We start from the raw sequence: 17,380 nt of genomic DNA on the forward strand, positions 1-17,380 counted from the left end.
TCTACCATCCTGCCGGTAGCGGATATGTGCCGTCGGGATTTATAGGAATGTGCGTTTCCGCTTTCGATCCCGGCTTCCCGTTCAGTCCGATCGGCTGACCATGTCCGTTGTAGAAACGCACATAACCGTCAGGGTACCTTCCGGTCGGATTCATCACGCGAAGCATGTCAGCATTACCCTTTGCGCCAGGGGCCTGCCACACGCTCCCCTTGCCATTATCGGCAGTTCTTGCCACCCAATCATCGCCCGTTCCAGTAGGACGCTGCGGGCCGAAGGTGGGCGGTTGTGTCGAGTTACCTTCGGCGCCGTTGCCACATCCTTCCAACCCAAGGGCATCACTCCAGGTGTAGGGATTACGGACGTACGTCACCGGGTTGGGAGCGGGGTCCAGGCCCAGAAGGTCTGGCGTGACGTAGCGAGCGGTTTCGGGGTCGTAGTGGCGGAAGTAGTTGTAGTACAGGCCCGTTTCGGGGTCGGCGTATTGGCCAGGGAAGCGGAGGGGGCAGTCCAGGGCGGCAGGTGGGGCGGGGAGGGGAGTGCCCCAGAGGGTGGTGCGGGTTTGCCAGGCCAGGTGGCCGTCGGGGGTGACCAGTTCGGTGGGGCTGCCCACCAGGTCCGTGATGACGGCGTGAAAGCGGGACGTGCCCAGGTCGCGGTGGGTTTGGGTGAGGGGGCGGTGGGTGTTGGGGACGTAGTCCCAGGTGGTGTGGGCGCCGTCCTGGGTGGACTGTTCCGCCAGGCGGGTGTCTTCCCAGGTGAAGTGGAGAACGTCGGCCGCGGTGCCGTCGTCGGCCAGGCGGTGTTTGGAGATGCGGCGGCCGAGGGGGTCGTACGCGTAGTGCCAGTGCTCGCCCTCGGGGGTGGTCGCGTCCGTGAGGCGGTCTTCCGCGTTCCAGGTGTAGGTCCAGGTGCGGGTCTGGCCGTTGAGGAGTTTGCGGGTGCGGCGGGTCAGGCGGCCCTGGGCGTCGTGTTCGTAGGTGGTGCGGCCGGCACGGTGCAGGATCGTGCCGGTGAAGGCACGGTCGCCGGGGGTGCCGTGGTCCGGGGCCGCGGCGTGGGTGAGGTTGCCCGTCGTGTCGTAGGCGTAGGTCTCGGTCCAGCCGTGGGCGTGGACGGAGGTGACCCGTCCGACCGGGTCGAGGTCGAAGCGGCGCGTGCCGGAGGTGAGTTCGCGGATCTCGGTGAGGTAGCCGTCCGCGCGGTACGCGTACGAGCGGTGCTGGAAGAGGCTGTCCGCGGCCTCCGGGGCGCGGGTGAGGGATTGGGTGGTCAGGCGGTCCGAGGCGTCCCAGGTCTGGGTGAGGGTGACGCCGTCGCCCAGACGGCGTTCCGTTTCGCGGCCCGCCGCGTCGTAGGTGAAGGACAGGGCCCCGGCATCACTCCGGAGATCAACAGGGCGGCCTGCTGCGTCGTAGGTCCAGGTGGAGCGCAGGCCACTGGGGGTGGTGCGTTCGGTGCGGCGGCCGACGGCGTCGTAGGCGTAGGTCGTGGTGCGGCCGTTGACGGTTTCTGAGAGGACCCGGCCCAGGGCGTCCCGTTCGATGGTCAGGTCGGAGTCCGGGTTGGTTGCTCCGGTCAGGTGGCCTGTGGCGTTGTAGGTGTACCGCGTGACGTCGCCGGTGTCGGTGCGTTGTTCGACGGTGCGGCCGAGGTTGTCGCGGGTGAAGTGCAGGGGCTCGCCGGCCCCGTTGGTGCGGGACACCAGGTTTCCCGACGCGTCGTGGGTGTAGGCGAGGGTGCGGCCGTTGAAGTCGGTCTCGGCGGTGAGGCGGCCCGCCGCGTCATAGGTGTAGTCCCAGGTCAGGCCCTGGGGGTTGGTCACGGTGGTGAGACGCAGCTCGGTGTCATAAGTGAAGGCGTAGTGGGCACCGTCGGGGTCGGTGCGGGTGGCGGGGAGGTCGAAGTACGTGTGGGTGTGGGTGGTGGTGTGGCCGGCGGGGTCGGTGTGGCGGGCGAGGTTGCCCTCGGTGTCCCACTGCCACTCCTCGCGGGTGCCGTCGGGGGCCTCGCGCCAGGCGGGTTTGCCTTCGATGGTCCAGCCGTGGCGGGTGGTATGTCCCAGGGGGTCGGTGACGGCGGTGATGCGGCCGTGCGGGCCGCGGCGGACCTCGGTGGTCTGGCCCAGCGGGTCGGTGACCGCGACCGGTAGACCCGCCGCGTTCGGGGTGACCTCGGTGGTGTGGCCCAGGGCGTCGGTGATGGCGGTGAGGTGGCCGCGTGCGTTGTAGGCGTAGTGGGTGGTGGCGCCGGTGGGGTCGGTGGTGGCGGTGCGGGCGCCGCGCTCGTCGTAGGTGTGGCGCCAGGTCGCGCCTCCCGGCTCGCGGATCTCCAACGGCAGGCCCCAGGCGTCGTAGACGGCTTCGGCCACGGTGCCGTCGGGGCGTTCGACGGCGATGAGCCGGTCATCGTCGTCGTAGCGGTAGCGGGTGGTGTGGCCCAGGGGGTCGGTGACGGCCACGGGACGGCGGTTGCCGGGGTCCCATTCGGTGCGGGTGGTGTTGCCCAGCGGGTCGGTCTGCGCGATCACCTTGTACGCCTCGTTGCAGACGTAGGTGGTGGTGTGGCCCTGGGAGTCGGTGTAGCGGGTGGTGCGGGCGGCTGTGTCGTAGTGGAGACGGCCCGACATGAAACCGTCGGGACCGATGGAGCGCAGGACCCGGCCGCGGTGGTCGTAGACGTAGGCGAAGCAGGTGCCGTTGCGGTCGGTCCAGGAGGTGATGCGGTGCTTGTCGTCGTACTGGTACCGCAGTGGCAGCCCGGTGGAGTTGATGACCTCGGTCAGGTCTCCGGCCTGGTTGTAGCCGAAGGAGATCAGGGTCGTGCTCTGATCGTGTTCCTGGCCGTGCAGCAGCCGCAGGGCGGTGATGCGCAGGAGCCCCGGGTCGGTGTCGACGGCGATGCGGTAGCCGCCGGAGTGGGTGACCTGTGTCGGCGCGCCGTGGGTGTCGTAGGCGATGTCGATGCGGTCGCCGGTCCCGGTGCGGTCGGTGATCGCGGTCAGGGCCAGCTCCCGGCCGCCCGCCGGAAGGGGGGCGAAGTGCAGGGTGCGGTTGCGTTCGGGGTCGGTGACGGTGAACGTGCCGTCCGGTTTGCCGTCCCAGCACAGCGGCCAGCGCGGCCCGTGGCTGGGCAGCACGGGAACGTCCGGCCGCGGCACCGGGTAGGTGAGGAGCATGCCGTCGTCGGTGACGAAGACGACGCCCTTGTCGTCCAGCTCCAAGCGCTGGTCGAGGGTGCCCGCCCAGGTGCGGCCGAACCAGCCACCGCACGGGTGGCCCGAGACGTAGTGCCGCTCCAGCACCAGGGGCAGCACGCCGGGGAGGGTGACGTCGGTGGCGGACATGACCATCTCGCCGGTCGCGACGTCGATCGGATCGCCGTCGCACGTCTTGTTCTCGCCCGAGGTGCACTTCTTCTTCGGGTCGTGGTCGGCGTGCTTGCGGGCGCTGCCGTCGCGGCGCAGCCCGCGTTCGCGGCTGAGGAGGCGCTGGGCGGCGCTCTTGGCCGCGCCGGCACCGCGACGTGCGGCTCCGGCGCCGCCGGAGGCCAGGGCCAGGAGGATTTCGGGGGTGAGCTGGCCGGCGGCGCGGGCGGGGTTCTTCTGCCATTCGTCCCAGTTGACGGCGGCCTTGGCGAACTCCTTGGGGTGCGCGGCGGCATAGGCGACGCCGTCGACGGTGCCCGCCAGCCGCAGGCCGACGCCGTCGGGCCCGTCGTGGACCAGGTCGTCGAAACCCTCGTACCAGCTGCCCACGGTGTCGCCCGTGCCACCGAGGAAGTCCTTGAACCTCTGCATGCCGCTGGGGCCCGGAGGCTTGTCCGGGGCTTTCCTGGCAGCTTTGTCGATTTTGCGTTTGGCCGCGTCGACGACGGGCTGAAGCTCGCCCTCCAGCTTGTCCAGCTGGCCGTAGCACTTTTCCAGCGCGGACAGCCCCGGGTCATCGTCCGGCGGACGCTCCGGCAACGTCTCGGCCTTTCGGTCGACCGCCGCGTTGTAGTCGGTGACCTTCGCCCAGTAACTCTTGGACTTCGCCCGCGCGTCATCGGCGTCGTCAATGATCGGTTTGACCCGCGTCTGGACGGACCGCAGCTTCTCCGCGTAGTCGTCCAGCGCGTTCGCGGCGGCTTTGAAGTAGGTCTGCGCGGACTCCAGTTCGCGGGGCAGTTTCCGGGTGGTCTGCTGGAACTCTTCCGAAGCCGCACCGGTCCAGTCCATCAGCGACAGGACATCGAGTTGGTCGTATCCCTCCTTGAACGCCCCCGCATATGCGCGCAGCTTGACCGCCAGGTCCTCGATGCCCGAGGGCTTGCCGGGAATGACGTCCGACGGCTTCGCATGCGGCGGTATGCGCTCGGTCGCCCCGCCCTCGGTCGCATCACGCTGCGTCACGCGATCGTCCCCTTCGACCCGCCGTCATCGACCCATCCCCCGCCGTAGAGCCGGCGGGGATTCTTGGGCGGCTCATACGTCCCGCCCGTGCCCCCGCTGTCGTTACCGCCGCCGCTGCCGCCATCGTCGAGCCACGGCTCCTGATAGATCTCCGGTGGCGGATCGAACTTCGGCCGCGAACCCGCCTCCCATGCCTTCATACCGGCCTCACCGAAGGGAAGTTTCGCCATGTTGTCCTCGGTGGGCGCGAAGTCCTTGATGTGCAGCAGATCCGCCAGCATGTACGCGGCGATCACCTGACGCAGCGTCGACACCACCGTGTCCGTGTGCTCGGCGACCCGCCCCATGCCGAAACCCCAGGACGAGAGCATCTTCTCGGTCGAGTCGTAAATGTCGAAGTCGGCCGAGTTCTGAATCTGCTCGGACAGCTTCTTCCAGTCGCCCTTGATCTTCCGCGCGGCGACCACGGACTCCTCCAGCGGAGTCAGCACCTTCCGCACCGACGCGATCTGGATCTTGTAGCCGTCGCCCGGCTTCGGGCCATCGGCCCCACCAGAACTCGCCGCCCCGCCGTCATGCTCCGCCATCACGATCCCCCTGGTCGTCCGCGGCCTTCAGCGCTTCGGTGTCGAGCACGAACGCCCGGGGGCCCAGCGGATCCACCAGCGCGCGCACGCCCTCTGGCAACAGCTCCACCAGATCCGCCACCGTCGTCGACGCCCATCCGCACGGCCCCGCGAACAGCGCGAGCCCCTCCCAGGACGTGAACACCGCAACCATCGGACCCTCGTCGGTCTCGGAGACCAGAAAGCCCGGCTCCTCCGGCCGCTGGAAATACAGACGCCACTGCCGCATCGCCGCCAGCCGCTCCGCATCGGACATCGACGCGGCCGCCTCCGCACGCACCAGATCCCGCAACGACATGTGTTCCCCCGTTTCGCCGGCGCCGCCACCGGATCATCCCCAGCGCGTATGGTCGCACAGAGGTTCCATGTTCCGTCTGAGGCTGTGGACGCCGGTGCGCGCCGGACGGTTCAGGCGAGGCGGGTCAGACGCTCGTCGAAAACGTTCCGGAGCCGGTCGACCTCGTACGGGCCTCCGGTGACACCCCGCTTCGGAAGGACCGCGAGGCCCGTCGCGCCCTTGTCTCCGCTCAGCAGCACGAACAGGCCCTGGGTCTCCAGATAGCGCGGATACATCTGCCAGCCCAGTGCCGTGGTGCTGTTCGCCGTCACCATCTCGATGCCGGTCTCGCTGACGACGACCCGGTACTCCCCCTGCTTGTCGAACAGCTTCTGAAGCTGCTTGGCCTGCATCACGGGCGCCCTGAAGTACACAAAGCTCACCGCCAGCCCCGCTACGACCAGCATCCAGGGCTCCCGCGTGCCACCACCCGTCGTGATCACGGTCGCGATCCCGATGCCGAGCAGCACAGCCCCGACGCCGCGCGCCACCCGGGCGACGCGGCCCTGGGCGGTGTGCCGCGCCCTGGCGCGCAGGGCCTCCGTCATGTCGTCCACGGTGGTCCGGTAGACCAGTTCCACCACGCGCTGTTCCCTCATGTGTCCCCCGTTGTCGCGTTACGCGGGCTGCGGCCCGTCCTTCTTCAGCTGGTCCTCGTTCGGGATCGCCCCGCCGAAGCGGCGGTCGCGGGAGGCGTACTCCAGGCAGGCGCGCCACAGGTCGCGGCGGTCGAAATCCGGCCACAGGACGTCCTGGTACACCATCTCGGCGTACGCGCTCTGCCAGATCAGGTAGTTCGACGTGCGCTGCTCGCCCGACGGGCGCAGGAAGAGGTCCACGTCCGGCATGTCGGGGTAGTAGAGGTACTTGGCGAGCGTCTTCTCGTTCACCTTCGACGGGTCCAGCTTGCCCGCGCGCACGTCCTCCGCCAGCGCCTTCGCCGCATCCGCGATCTCGGCGCGGCCGCCGTAGTTCATGCAGAAGTACAGGGTCATGGCGTCGTTGTCCTTGGTCTGCTCCTGCGCGACCTGGAGCTCCTGGGCCACCGACTTCCACAGCTTCGGCATCCGGCCCACCCAGCGGATGCGGATGCCCAGCTCGTCCATCTCGTCGCGGCGGCGGCGGATGACGTCACGGTTGAAGTTCATGAGGAAGCGCACCTCGTCGGGCGAGCGCTTCCAGTTCTCCGTGGAGAAGGCGTAGAGGGAGAGGTTCTTGACGCCCATCTCCAGGCAGCCCTTGAGCACGTCCAGCACGACGCCCTCGCCGACCTTGTGCCCTTCCGTACGCGGCAGCCCGCGCTCCTTGGCCCAGCGGCCGTTCCCGTCCATCACACAGGCCACGTGGTTCGGCACCAGCTCGCCAGGGATCTTCGGCGGGCGGGCGCCGGACGGGTGCGGGTCCGGGGCCCGGTACTCGCGCCGCTGTCGGCCCAGAATCCCGCGTCGTGCCATGACTTTCGCGTCTCCCTAGTGTCCTGTGTGCTTGATCTATTTCTCTACGTACCGGAGCGACCTCAGGCCCCGCTCCAGGTGCCAGTGCAAGTACGCCGCGACGAGCCCGCTGCCCTCCCGGGCATGGCGCAGCTCACACGCGTCCGCCGTCTCCCAGTCCCCGGTCAGCAGCGCGCCCAGCAACGTCAGCGACTCCGCAGAGGGTACGACGCTTCCCGGCACCCGGCACTCTCCGCAGATGACCCCGCCCGCGCCGACGGAGAAGAACCGGTTCGGACCGGGCATCCCGCACTTCGCGCAGTCGTCGAAGCTGGGTGCGTAGCCGTTCACGGCGAGTGAGCGGAGCAGGAACGCGTCCAGGATGAGATGCGGCTCGTGCTCACCGGAGGCCAGCGTACGCAGCCCGCCGACGAGGAGCAGATACTGCTGCACGGCGGGCTCGCCCTCGTGGTCCGTGAACCGCTCCGCCGTCTCCAGCATCGCCGTCCCGGCGGTGTAACGGGCGTAGTCGGTGACGATCCCGCCGCCGTACGGAGCGATCGTCTCACTCTGCGTGCACAGCGGCAGCCCGCGGCCGATCAGCTCGCCGCCGCGGGCGAAGAACTGCACGTCCACGTGGGAGAACGGTTCGAGGCGCGCGCCGAACTTCGACTTCGTACGGCGCACCCCGCGGGCCACGGCGCGGACGCGGCCGTGGTTGCGGGTGAGCAGGGTGATGATCCGGTCCGCTTCGCCCAGCTTCTGGGTGCGCAGCACGATGCCGTCGTCGCGGAACAGACTCATGCGCCTTATTGTCCCTCAGCGGGACAGGTGGTCGAACCGCCCGGCCCTGGCGGCCCGGGCCAGCGCCCGGAGGGCGGCGGGGGTGGTGGCGATCACGGTCTTGGGTTCGTCGCTCTCGCGGAGGAGGACGCTCACGCCGGCGCCGTGGGCCAGCTCTACACAGTTGTTGCCGTCCACGTCTCCCGAGTAGGAGGACTTCCGCCACTGTATGTGGGACATCTCGAGGCCTTCAGAGTCGTCGCGCGATGGCGCGAATGAAGTCGCGGGTGCCCTCAGGGTCGAGGGACAGCCCTTCCGTCCGGTCCAGGACCTTACGGTAGTTGGCGAGATGCGTCTCCGCGTCGAGCAGAGCGACACCGGTCGGCGTATCGAGCTGCACCGTGTCCAGCCGAGGAACGGGACCACCGATGTAATTCGAGGAAATGCTCGCGTTCGGAAATCCTCCGGCAGCGAACGGGATCACCCGAACGGTGACGTTGGCTCGCTCTGACGCCTCCAGTACGTGTCCCAACTGCCCGCGAGCCACCTTGGGCCCGCCGAACTCCATCCTCAGCGCGGCCTCGTGGATGAGGAACGTACACAGCGGTGGGTCATCCCTGTCCAGTACGTCTCGACGCCGTAGCCGGTGGGACAACCTGGAGCGGAGCTGGACTGCAGTGGGCGCGGGCTCAGCTGTGGAGAACACGGCCTTGGCGTAGTCCTCGGTCTGCAGAAGCCCCGGGATGTGCATGACCTGTACGCCGCGCATGCGCACCGCGTGGTGCTCGATCTCCGCCAGGTCCAGGGCGTCACTGGCGAGCTTTCCGCGATACTCCTCCCACCAGCCCTGGCCGCGCTCGGTGGCCATGGCCGCCAGGGCGTCAACGTAGGACTGGTCCCCGCACGAGTAGATCGACGCCAGCATCCTGACGCGTTCCTCGCTCACCCCGAGACGACCGGCCTCCATGTTGCTGATCCGAGTGCGGTCCGCCCCCAGCCGCTCGGCGGCACCCGTCACGCTCATCCCTGCGTGCTCGCGCATCTTGCGCAGTTCCGCGCCGAGACGACGCTGCCTCACGGTTGGGACTGACCTCTGAGGCACTGCATCCTCCCCTTCGTCACAGTACGTCGCGGCGACCTTACCGAAGCGGCGCGAGCTATGCACGGTGTCGACGAAAGCGATGCACGGGTGCACCTCCATGCCCTATGGTCCTGCTAGCGCAGCGCATCGGAACAACTACGCACCGCAGTGGGAGCACCGCCATGCCCGAAGCCGCCAACCCTCCGTACGCCTACCGCCTCAGCGCACCCAACTCCCCCACGAGCCCCAAAGCGTGCCGGGACGCGATCGCCGCTCTCCTCCAGGCCAACGACCTGCACGACCTCGCGGACACGGCGAAGCTCCTGGTCTCCGAAGCCGTGACGAACGTCAACCGGCACACCGCGACCCAGCTGATCCACATCGACACACTCGTCCACGACGGCATCGCGACCATCGCCGTACGCGACAGCTCGCCGGACCGTCACCCCCACCTCCGTCACGTCGACGCCGACGAGGAGGGCGGGCGGGGGCTGCTGCTCATGCAGGAGTTGGCGTACGCCTGGGGCGTGACCTGGGCGAGCGGGCTGCGACCCACCAGCAAGCACATCTGGTTCGAACTGCGCGGCCCCGCCGAAGACGCGCTCGGCGGATGAGCTCAGCTTCCAGACCTGGACGACCTCATGACGCACGTGAAGCGGGCCGCGGTGCAGCACGGCGGGCCGAGGAGGCGGGGTCGACGCGTATCGACTGCGACCACCTGCTGCTGGGCCTCGCCCGGATCGGCCGCGGGGTGGCCGCGGCGATCCTCGGCGAGCCGGGCGCGGCCCCGGCGGCGCTGGGCGGGGACGGGGGCACGGACCCGGCGGAAGCGTAAGGGGTTCGGCGGGACGGCTACCGGCCGGTCGCGGCTCCGGCGGATGCGGGGCTCGTCCCCGGGAGCCCTTCCGTGGGGCGCTGAAGGTGCCAGACATCGGCCGGGGGGAGGTTGGCCCAGACCGTGCTGCGGCCGGTGGCGTAGCGGCGGCGGTAGTCGGCCAGCACCTCTTCGGCGGCCCGGTGCCGCCGCGCCTGGGTGCGGGAGGGCAGCAGGCTGCGGGCCTGCCGGGTGCCGCGATAGGCGAAGTAGGCCAGGAGGCCGCCGGGGCGCAGCAGCTCCAGATACCGGCCCATGATCGCTTCTATCTGGGGCGGGTCGAAGTTGGCGAAGGGCAGGGCCGAGATGATCGCGTCGTAGCGACGGCCTACGTCCAGCTCTTCGACGTACGCCTCGTGTACGCGGACCCCCTCGCGCTGCCCGGCCAGGTGCGGGTGGGTGCGGACCAGGTCGCGCAGCCGGCCGGTGAAGCGGGGGTTGGCCTCGACGATGTCCAGGCGGCTGCCCGCCGGGAGCTGGTGGATGAGGGAGCGGGTGACCGAGCCGGTACCGGCGCCGGCCTCCAGGACGCACAGCGGCCGCCCTGCCTGGGAGCGCACCGGTTCGGTCAGCGCGTGGGCCAGCGCCCGGCCGCTGGGGGCGAGGGCCCCGGTGGTGCGGATGTCCCGGGCTGCCTCGAGGAAAAACATCCAGCCTCCGGCACCGCTCTGCCCGAGGACCCGGTCGTGCGGGGTGGTGATCGAGTCGTCCATGGCCCTGCACGCTACAAACCACCCTCGGATCGGTAGATCCTTCCACATGTGATGGTGCCCACCCGCGATGACGCGGGGTCGGCACGGAAGGCCGCCGAGGAAACTCCGGGTAATCGACCTCGTCGCGTTACGGGGCGAGTTGGGGAGAAGGCCCGATGTGAAGGTGCGCATCGACTCCGGAGTGGGTGACGCTCATCACGTTCGCCATCCGGGACGATCCTCGACCGACCGTGATCACCACCTCACGGTGTGCTCGGCCGTGGCGCCGATGTCACAGCCTGTGGGACGTGTACGAGGTCGTGGCTGGGGCGGATGGCGCAGAACGCGGCCGTGGGGCTGATGCACGTGTGCACGGTCGGCATCAGCTATCTGCTGAAGAAGGGCTTCCGGCGGCACTGCCCCCAAGCAACCACCTCCTGTCCCGGCATGCCCGCAGGGCGGACGGCTCGTTCCGGGATGAGGCCGCCGGAACACCCGCCGTCCGCTCCGCGAGCCAGCCCGCCATCGCCCGTACGCCGAGGCCGATGGCGCGCTCGTCCGGGGCGAAGTCGGGGTAGTGCGGGTAGGCGGCGGTGACGGGTGCGCCGGGGGCGCGGACGCCGAGGAAGGTGTACGTACCGGGGACGCGGTCCAGGTAGAGGGCGAAGTCCTCGCCGCTGAAGGGCGGGAACGCGGCATGAAGCTCGACCACCGCGCCCCGGCCGACCGAGCGGCCCAGATGGCGGGCGAGCCTGCGGCCGTCGGGCTCCGGGCAGACCATGGCGGGGAACGGCTCGGCCGGAAAGCTCACCTCGGCGCCCCCGGCACCTCTGGCACCCCCGGCCCCCGCATACGAGGCGGCCAGCCGGCGGATGTCCGCGCGGACCTCCGGGTACCGCTCCTCCGGCCAGCAGCGGTAGGCCACGCTCACCGTGTCCTCCTGTGCGGTGGCCCGGACGGCCACGAACCGGGCCAGCGGCCCGTCCGGCACCTGGGCGTCGGCGATCAGCCGCTCCAGGTCGGCCGGGGTCTGGGGCAGGGCCACCGTCGCGAGCGCGGCGATCTCGGCGGCCAAGCGCCGCGCGACCCCGGGCGCGTCCGGCCCCGAGAGCGTCACCACGGCCTTGTCCTGGCCCGGCAGCCCGTAGCCCGCCGTCACCGCGAACCGGCCGACGGGGAACGGCCCGCAGTGCAGGGCGTGGATCTCCGCCACCCCGCTACGCTCCAGCACACCCGCGTCGATCAGCGCGCGGGCCCCGGACAGCGTCTCCTCGGCGGGCTGGAAGAGGAACACCACCGTTCCGTGCGGACGGTGCCGCAGACGCACCAGGACCCGCGCGACGCCGAGGGCCACCGCGGTGTGGACGTCGTGCCCGCAGAGGTGTGCCGCCGCCGGGCCGCCCCCGACGATGTCCTTGGGCGGCACCGCGTCCATGTCCGCCCGGTACGCCACGGTCCGGCCCGGCCGTACGCCCCGCAGGACTCCGACCACGCCGTGGCCGCCCACCCCCGTGGTGACGTCCAGCCCGGCCGCCCGCAGCTCCCGGGCCACCACACCGGCCGTGTGCCGCTCCTCCCCCGGTGCCTCGGGGTGCCGGTGGATGTCCCGCCGCAGCGCGATCAGCCCGCGCTCCAGACGCGCCACCTCGGCGTCCACCGCCCCCTGCGCCACCGGCGGCCGCCGACCGTCCGCGGCGGCCCGTCCCGCGGTTGCCCACGCCATCCCCGTACCGGTTGCCGCCGCGCCGGCCAGCAGCGTACGGCGGGCGAGAGGTCTCCCCGCTCTTCCTTCGTGATCGGTCATGACGACACGATCGCCGCACGCACCGCCCGTGGCCCCATCCGGCGAGCCTCAGGGGCGGAGTCGGGGCAGCCCCCGGATCAGACGCGGTCGAACGGCTCGGCGTAGGCGAAGGGGCCCTTGAGGGTGGGCTGATACGCGGTCAGGGGGCGGACCTGGAAGTAGTCACCCCAGGCCGGGTCGGGGGCCGTGATGCCGTACGCGCTCGCCGGGCGGAAGCCGAAGCGGCCGTAGTACGCGGGGCTGCCGAGGAGGGCGACCAGGGATTCGCCGAACGCGTCCGCGGCGCCCAGGATCGCGTGCATCAGCGCCAGGCCCACACCCCTGCGCTGATGGGCCGGGCGGACGCTGAGCGGGCCGAGCCCGAGGGCGAGGTCGGGGCCGACGTGGCCGCGGGTGCACACCACATGGCCGATCACGTCACCGCGGTCGTCGGCCGCGACGAACGAGAGCGCCGATAACCAGGCGTCGCAGGTGCGGAGTTCATCGAGGAGGGTGACCTCGACCGGGACCGCGGCCTCCGACTTGCCGAACGCTGCCGCCGTGACGTCGCGTACACCGGCGATGTCGGAGGGGGTTTCTCGTCGGATCAGCATCGGCACAGGATGCGCGGCGGATCGAGGCCGGGGCAACCCAATTAGCTCGCCCGGGCGTGGGTGGCGAGGGCCCGTTCGGCCTGGACGTACGTCACGTCGTGATCGGCGAGGACGTTCGCGGCGACACCGGGGCGGGCGAGGAGGGCGAGCAGGAGGTGTTCGTCGCCGATGTGCTTGTCGCCCCGGCCGAGCGCGATCCGCAGCGACCGTTCGAGCACCGACCTGGCCTCGGGGTCGAAACGGCCGCGGGTGCGGCGGCGGCGCGGGGTGGCTGCGAGGGCGCCGACGCCGTGCTCCTCCTCCACGCGGGAGACGATCGCGTCGACGTCGATGCCGAGCCCCGCCAGCGCCTCCGCGTCCGCGGCCGAGATGCCGCCGCGGCGGCGGACGTCGGCCAGGGCGCGTTCGATCGAGGCGCGCCGCGCGGTGGCGCCCAGGGTGGTCAGGACGTGGGCGGCGGGGCTGTTCGTACGGTCCAGGAGCGCGAGCAGCAGCTCGGGCTCGCCGGCCGTGGCGCCGCCCATCTCGTCCGCCCGCCGGACGGCCTCGCGGACGACCTCGCGGGCACTGGTGGTGAACCTCTCGAACATCAACGCCTCCCGTGCTTCTTGTGAACCGCCTGACGGCTGACGCCCAGTTCGGCCGCGATCTCCTGCCACGACCAGCCCTTGGCGCGGGCGCTGCGCACCTGTACGGCCTCCAGCTGCTCCAGCAGCCGGCGCAGCGCGGCGACGGCGCGCAGTCCGACGCGGGGGTCGCGGTCGCCGGCGCGCTCGGCGAGATCCGTTGCTTCGGTCATGCTGTCAATGTAGGTTGACGCAAGCGATGGCGTCAACCCTGGTTGACTGGCGGCGGCGGTAATTGGCTCGACGCGCATCGGCGGCTCCGGCAACCTCTCGTCATGGACCCGCATCACTGGCCCCTCTACGGGCTCCGCCTCCACACCCCGCGCCTTGAGCTGCGGCTTCCCGACATCCCCTGCGCCGACGAACTGGCCACCGTCGCCGCGGGCGGAATGCACGACCCGGCGGAGATGCCGTTCAGCGTGCCGTGGTCCGACGCCGCGCCGAAGGAACGCGGCCGCGCGACGTTCCAGCACGTGTTGAGCACGATCGCCGAGTGGCGGCCGGAGAACTGGACGCTGAGCTTCGCCGTCCTGCACGAGGGCACGGCGATCGGACGGCAGGACCTCTCCGCCACCGACTTCGCGGTGACGCGGGAAGCGACGACCGGCTCCTGGCTCGGCACCGCCCACCAGGGGCAGGGCTTCGGCACGGAGATGCGGGCGGCGGTGGCGCATCTGGCCTTCGCCGGGCTGGGGGCGCACAGCGTCACGTCGGCCGCGTTCATGGAGAACGGGCGCTCGCTCGGCGTCTCGCGCCGCCTCGGCTACCGCCCCGACGGCCTGCAGACGGTCGCCGTGCGGGGCGAGGCCCGGACGCTCCAGCGGCTGCGGCTGGACCGCGCGGCCTGGGAGGAGCGGCGCACCGTCCCCGTCGAGGTGCGTGGCCTTGAGGCGTGCCGGGAGATGTTCGGCGCGGCCGCGCCCGAGCGCCCCTGATGCGAGGGCGCATGGCCCGCTCTACGGTGGTTCGAGGGGGTCGCGACGACCCGTGGAGGTGGCATCACATGGCGGGCAAGTTCGAGATCTACGAGGACAAGCGCGGCAAGCACCGCTTCCGCCTGAAAGCGGGCAACGGCGAGATCATCGCGGTCGGCGAGTCGTATGACTCCAAGTCCGCGGCCCAGAAAGGCGTCGAGTCGGTCAAGAAGAACGCGCCCACGGCCGAGGTCAAAGAGATCCCGACCGAAAAGTCGTAGGCGCGGCCGGAGCGCGGTAGCCGCGCCGTACGGCCGATGGCGTCCGTACGGCGCTCGCTACGCCTACGGCGCTCGCTACGCTCCCGTGCGTGACCGCACCCCGGATATCCCCGGCCCTGGCCGCCACCCGAACCCGGCTCCGCCGGATCCGCGCCGGAGCCGCCCGCCACTGGTCGCATCCCCGGCTCAGGTGGCCCAAGCGCGTCGTGGCGGCCCTCGTGGGGTGCCTGGTGCTGTCCCTGCTCGCCGCCGGGGTCGCGCTGCGGCTGAATTACGCGGGCGACCCGGAGCCCGGCACCCGCACCCGGGGCCGGGACGCGGTGTGGCTCGGCCACGCCTGGGTGGACGGCCGCAACGGCGACGCCGAACTCGCCTCCCTGGCCCGGCGGATACGCGGCACCGGTATGCGCGACCTGTACGTCCACGCGGGCCCGCTGAGCCACGACGGCACCCTGCCCGCGAAGCGTTACCCGCGCGCCGGGTGGCTGCTGAAGGCCGTCCACCGCGAGCTGCCCGGCGTCCGCGTACAGGCGTGGCTCGGCGACGTCCTGGCCACCGAGGGCCCGACCGGGCTCCAGCTCACCGACCCGCGCAGCCGCGCCCATGTGGTGCGCTCCGCCCGTCAGGTGCTGGCCGCGGGCTTCGACGGCGTCCACTTCGACCTGGAGCCGCTGCACTCCGACGACCGCGACTACCTCACCCTCCTCGACGACCTGCACGCCCTCACCCGCGCCCGCCGCGCCCCGCTCTCGGTCGCCGCCCACCAGATCGACCCACTGCCCGCGCTGCACTCGGTGGCGGGTTTCCTCTTCAACCACCCCAAGTGGTGGTCACAGAAGTTCTTCGGACAGGTGGCGCGGCGGGTCGACCAGATCGCGGTCATGTCGTACGACACGTCGATGCCGCTGGAGAGCCTGTACGGCGGCTACGTGGCCCAGCAGACGGAACTCGCCCTCGAGGCCACCCCACCGGGCACGGACCTGCTGATGGGCCTGCCCGGCTACCACACCGACAACTGGGGCCGTCACGCCTGGGCCGAAACCATCACCGCCGCCACCCGCGGCGCCCGCCTCGGCCTCGGCCACGAGGACCGCCGCCGGAAGCGGTTCGGGGTGGCCCTGTACGTGGACTTCACCGCCACGGACGCGGACTGGGCGGCGTACCAGCGGGGTTGGGGCGCAGCGGAGACGGACTGAGGGCCCGCCGCCGCGCTCAGCCGCCGAACCAGCCGGGCACGTCGAGCGGGAAGCCGGCCCCGGGAGTCACGGCACGCAGGTCCGCCTCAAGGGCGCGCAGGCGGTCCGGGCCGAGGGCGGTGGCCCACCGGGTGCGCAGCTCCTCGAAGATGGCCGCCGAGCGGGCCAGGGCGTCGGTGCCGTGCGGGGTGAGCCGGATGACCTTACGACGGGCGTCGGCGGGGTCGTCGGCCCGTACGGCGTATCCCAGGGCCACCAGACGGTCGACGGTCTTGCCCGCGGCCTGCTTCGAGACGCCGAGGCGCCGGCCGAGTTCGCTGGCGGTGGCGCCGCCGCGCCCGATGGCCTGAAGGGCGAAGCCGTGCGCCGGCCGGACGTCCGGGTGGCCCTGGCGGGCCAGCTCGGCGTGGAGCGCCCGGCGGCTCGGTTACCTTCCGGCGCTGATCGGGCGGCTGGCCGAGTCACCGGAGACGCTGGACGGGTTCCTGCGGCTCAGCGGGCTGTTCGAGGCGGCCACGCTGGATCCGCTGGCCCGGGAGGTGGTCATCATGACCGTCGCCACCCGCAACGCCTGCCATGTGTGCGTCGCCATGCACACCGGAAAGCTCACCGCATTGGACGCCGACGGCGAACTCGTCGCCGCACTGAGGGAGCAGCGCGCCCTCGGGGACGAACGGCTGGAGTGCCTGCGGGCGTTCACGCTCGCCGTCATGGACGGTGCCGGGGCCGTGCGCGACGAGGTGTTCAACGCCTTTCTGGAAGGGGGGTTCACGCGGCGCAACGCGCTGGAGGTCGTGCTCGGCGTCGGCGCGTACACCCTGTCCACGTTCGCCAACCGCATGACCCGGGCGCCCCTGGACGAGCGGCTCGCGCCGTTCGCCTGGTCCGCGGAGGAAATCGCCTAGAACGCCGCGCGGGTCGCGGCCAGGAGGCGGGACGTGTCGTCGGGGCAGATCATGAGCGCGCGGCCGACCGTTTCGAGGACGGCGCGCTCGGCGGGGCGGTAGGGGCCGTCTGCGACGGCGATGCGGGCGCCCTGGAGGAGGATCGCCTCGCGACCCGTGGGGGCGAGGTGGGGGGCCAGGGGTTCCAGGGCCTCGTGCAGTTCGATGGCGAGCGCCGTACCGCACGGGTCGAGGCCGTCGCGCTCGCCGGTGGCGGCGCCGGGGAGGCGGCCGGTGTCGGCGGCGAGCGCTTCGATGAGCGCGAGGAGCTGGCCCTCGTCGCAGTCGGCGAATCCGGCGGCGCGCACGGCGCCGACCGCCACCTGCCGCACCGCCGTGGCCTCGGTGCCGCCCGCGGCGAGGACGGCGAGGGCGACGGTGTGCACGGCGTCGCGCAGCATCGCGGAGAAGCGGGTGGTGGTGGGGTGGTCCAGGACCTCGGTGCCGAACCGGGCCGAGCAGGCGGCGCATTCGACGACGGGCGCGACCGGGCCGCGGGGCAGCAGCGGCAGGCCGAGCACCACGATGCGCCGACGGCCGGTGCGGCGGCGGTAGTTGCGGTCGCCCCCGCAGTCGGGGCAGAAGAACTCGCCGTCGCCGACCGTCCGCCACAGGGTGCGGACGCCTACCACACACAGGTCCCGGTCACGATGGGCTCGCGCGTGCACCACGTCACACCTCCATAACGCTTCGGCCACGTTGCCGCGTTGACGTGATGCTAGCCACATCCATGATGTGCCGTCAGTACCCCGAACGGAGACAACAGGCCAAACCCGAGGCCCCGCCCACCTCATGCGGCGAACGGG

General features: G+C 71.3%; 20 protein-coding genes and 1 pseudogene. 6 read left to right on the forward strand and 15 right to left on the reverse strand.

Going from position 1 to position 17,380, the window contains the following annotated elements:
- Window position 1: 1 nt before the first annotated feature.
- From ACH4SI_RS26260 to ACH4SI_RS26295, 8 genes are all read right to left on the reverse strand, one after another.
- Window positions 2-4,390 carry a DUF6531 domain-containing protein gene (locus ACH4SI_RS26260; protein WP_398299657.1) on the reverse strand — a complete coding sequence of 1,463 codons (4,389 nt, stop codon included), beginning with the start codon at window positions 4,388-4,390 and terminating at the stop codon, window positions 2-4.
- Window positions 4,387-4,977, reverse strand: a complete 591-nt coding sequence (locus ACH4SI_RS26265; protein WP_398299660.1) for a hypothetical protein — start codon at window positions 4,975-4,977, stop codon at window positions 4,387-4,389. Before ACH4SI_RS26265 ends, ACH4SI_RS26260 begins: the two co-directional genes overlap by 4 nt.
- Window positions 4,964-5,314, reverse strand: coding sequence for an SseB family protein (locus ACH4SI_RS26270; protein ID WP_398299662.1), 351 nt, complete (start codon window positions 5,312-5,314; stop codon window positions 4,964-4,966). The genes ACH4SI_RS26265 and ACH4SI_RS26270 overlap by 14 nt, the downstream gene beginning before the upstream one ends.
- 110 nt (window positions 5,315-5,424) lie before the next feature.
- Window positions 5,425-5,952, reverse strand: coding sequence for a hypothetical protein (locus tag ACH4SI_RS26275; protein ID WP_398299664.1), 528 nt, complete (start codon window positions 5,950-5,952; stop codon window positions 5,425-5,427).
- Window positions 5,953-5,970: 18 nt separating this feature from the next.
- Window positions 5,971-6,807, reverse strand: a complete 837-nt coding sequence (locus ACH4SI_RS26280; RefSeq protein ID WP_398299666.1) for an isoprenyl transferase — start codon at window positions 6,805-6,807, stop codon at window positions 5,971-5,973.
- Window positions 6,808-6,843: 36 nt separating this feature from the next.
- Window positions 6,844-7,590 (reverse strand): DNA repair protein RecO, encoded by a 747-nt coding sequence (recO, locus tag ACH4SI_RS26285; RefSeq protein ID WP_063734250.1) that lies wholly within the window; start codon window positions 7,588-7,590, stop codon window positions 6,844-6,846.
- A gap of 15 nt (window positions 7,591-7,605) precedes the next feature.
- Window positions 7,606-7,809 carry a DUF397 domain-containing protein gene (locus ACH4SI_RS26290; RefSeq protein WP_398299669.1) on the reverse strand — a complete coding sequence of 68 codons (204 nt, stop codon included), beginning with the start codon at window positions 7,807-7,809 and terminating at the stop codon, window positions 7,606-7,608.
- A gap of 10 nt (window positions 7,810-7,819) precedes the next feature.
- The gene (locus ACH4SI_RS26295; RefSeq protein WP_398300234.1) at window positions 7,820-8,671 is read right to left on the reverse strand and encodes a helix-turn-helix domain-containing protein; all 852 of its coding nucleotides are present in this window, start codon (window positions 8,669-8,671) and stop codon (window positions 7,820-7,822) included.
- A 161-nt stretch (window positions 8,672-8,832) separates the two neighbouring features.
- Between ACH4SI_RS26295 and ACH4SI_RS26300 the strand changes: the two genes are divergently transcribed.
- On the forward strand, window positions 8,833-9,264 hold the full coding sequence (locus ACH4SI_RS26300; protein ID WP_398299671.1) for an ATP-binding protein: 432 nt from the start codon (window positions 8,833-8,835) through the stop codon (window positions 9,262-9,264).
- On the forward strand, window positions 9,261-9,485 hold the full coding sequence (locus ACH4SI_RS26305; RefSeq protein ID WP_398299673.1) for a Clp protease N-terminal domain-containing protein: 225 nt from the start codon (window positions 9,261-9,263) through the stop codon (window positions 9,483-9,485). Before ACH4SI_RS26300 ends, ACH4SI_RS26305 begins: the two co-directional genes overlap by 4 nt.
- Window positions 9,486-9,502: 17 nt before the next feature.
- Here the strand turns inward: ACH4SI_RS26305 and ACH4SI_RS26310 are convergent, their stop codons facing one another.
- The 5 genes from ACH4SI_RS26310 to ACH4SI_RS26330 all read right to left on the reverse strand — a co-directional run bounded on the left by ACH4SI_RS26310 (window position 9,503) and on the right by ACH4SI_RS26330 (window position 13,412).
- Window positions 9,503-10,237: a class I SAM-dependent methyltransferase gene (locus tag ACH4SI_RS26310; RefSeq protein WP_398299675.1), complete on the reverse strand. Its 735-nt coding sequence runs from the start codon at window positions 10,235-10,237 to the stop codon at window positions 9,503-9,505.
- Between the two features lie 361 nt (window positions 10,238-10,598).
- Window positions 10,599-12,020: a M20 family metallopeptidase gene (locus ACH4SI_RS26315; RefSeq protein ID WP_398299677.1), complete on the reverse strand. Its 1,422-nt coding sequence runs from the start codon at window positions 12,018-12,020 to the stop codon at window positions 10,599-10,601.
- A gap of 77 nt (window positions 12,021-12,097) precedes the next feature.
- Window positions 12,098-12,613, reverse strand: a complete 516-nt coding sequence (locus ACH4SI_RS26320) for a GNAT family N-acetyltransferase (RefSeq protein WP_398299679.1) — start codon at window positions 12,611-12,613, stop codon at window positions 12,098-12,100.
- 41 nt (window positions 12,614-12,654) lie between these two features.
- Window positions 12,655-13,203, reverse strand: a complete 549-nt coding sequence (locus tag ACH4SI_RS26325) for a Clp protease N-terminal domain-containing protein (protein ID WP_398299681.1) — start codon at window positions 13,201-13,203, stop codon at window positions 12,655-12,657.
- On the reverse strand, window positions 13,203-13,412 hold the full coding sequence (locus ACH4SI_RS26330; RefSeq protein WP_009718008.1) for a helix-turn-helix domain-containing protein: 210 nt from the start codon (window positions 13,410-13,412) through the stop codon (window positions 13,203-13,205). The genes ACH4SI_RS26325 and ACH4SI_RS26330 overlap by 1 nt, the downstream gene beginning before the upstream one ends.
- Window positions 13,413-13,514: 102 nt before the next feature.
- Between ACH4SI_RS26330 and ACH4SI_RS26335 the strand changes: the two genes are divergently transcribed.
- The 3 genes from ACH4SI_RS26335 (at window position 13,515) to ACH4SI_RS26345 (ending at window position 15,630) form a co-directional block, all read left to right on the forward strand.
- A complete protein-coding gene (locus ACH4SI_RS26335; protein ID WP_398299684.1) occupies window positions 13,515-14,174 on the forward strand; it encodes a GNAT family N-acetyltransferase in 660 nt (219 codons plus the stop codon).
- Window positions 14,175-14,242: 68 nt separating this feature from the next.
- Entirely contained in the window at window positions 14,243-14,434 is a 192-nt protein-coding gene (locus tag ACH4SI_RS26340; RefSeq protein ID WP_398299686.1) for a YegP family protein, read from the forward strand.
- 89 nt (window positions 14,435-14,523) lie between these two features.
- A complete protein-coding gene (locus ACH4SI_RS26345) occupies window positions 14,524-15,630 on the forward strand; it encodes a hypothetical protein (RefSeq protein WP_398299688.1) in 1,107 nt (368 codons plus the stop codon).
- Window positions 15,631-15,646: 16 nt separating this feature from the next.
- Here ACH4SI_RS26345 and ACH4SI_RS26350 read toward each other — a convergent pair.
- Window positions 15,647-16,042 (reverse strand): annotated as a pseudogene (locus ACH4SI_RS26350) (MarR family winged helix-turn-helix transcriptional regulator); the annotation flags it as partial.
- A gap of 28 nt (window positions 16,043-16,070) precedes the next feature.
- On the opposite strand from ACH4SI_RS26350, the gene ACH4SI_RS26355 reads away from it, so the two are divergent.
- Window positions 16,071-16,535 carry a carboxymuconolactone decarboxylase family protein gene (locus ACH4SI_RS26355; protein WP_398300236.1) on the forward strand — a complete coding sequence of 155 codons (465 nt, stop codon included), beginning with the start codon at window positions 16,071-16,073 and terminating at the stop codon, window positions 16,533-16,535.
- Here the strand turns inward: ACH4SI_RS26355 and ACH4SI_RS26360 are convergent.
- A complete protein-coding gene (locus ACH4SI_RS26360; RefSeq protein ID WP_398299690.1) occupies window positions 16,532-17,245 on the reverse strand; it encodes a TerB family tellurite resistance protein in 714 nt (237 codons plus the stop codon). The genes ACH4SI_RS26355 and ACH4SI_RS26360 overlap by 4 nt on opposite strands.
- Between the last annotated feature and the right edge of the window lie 135 nt (window positions 17,246-17,380).

It is taken from the genome of Streptomyces sp. NPDC021212 (genome assembly GCF_044332925.1).
GTDB lineage: Bacteria > Actinomycetota > Actinomycetes > Streptomycetales > Streptomycetaceae > Streptomyces.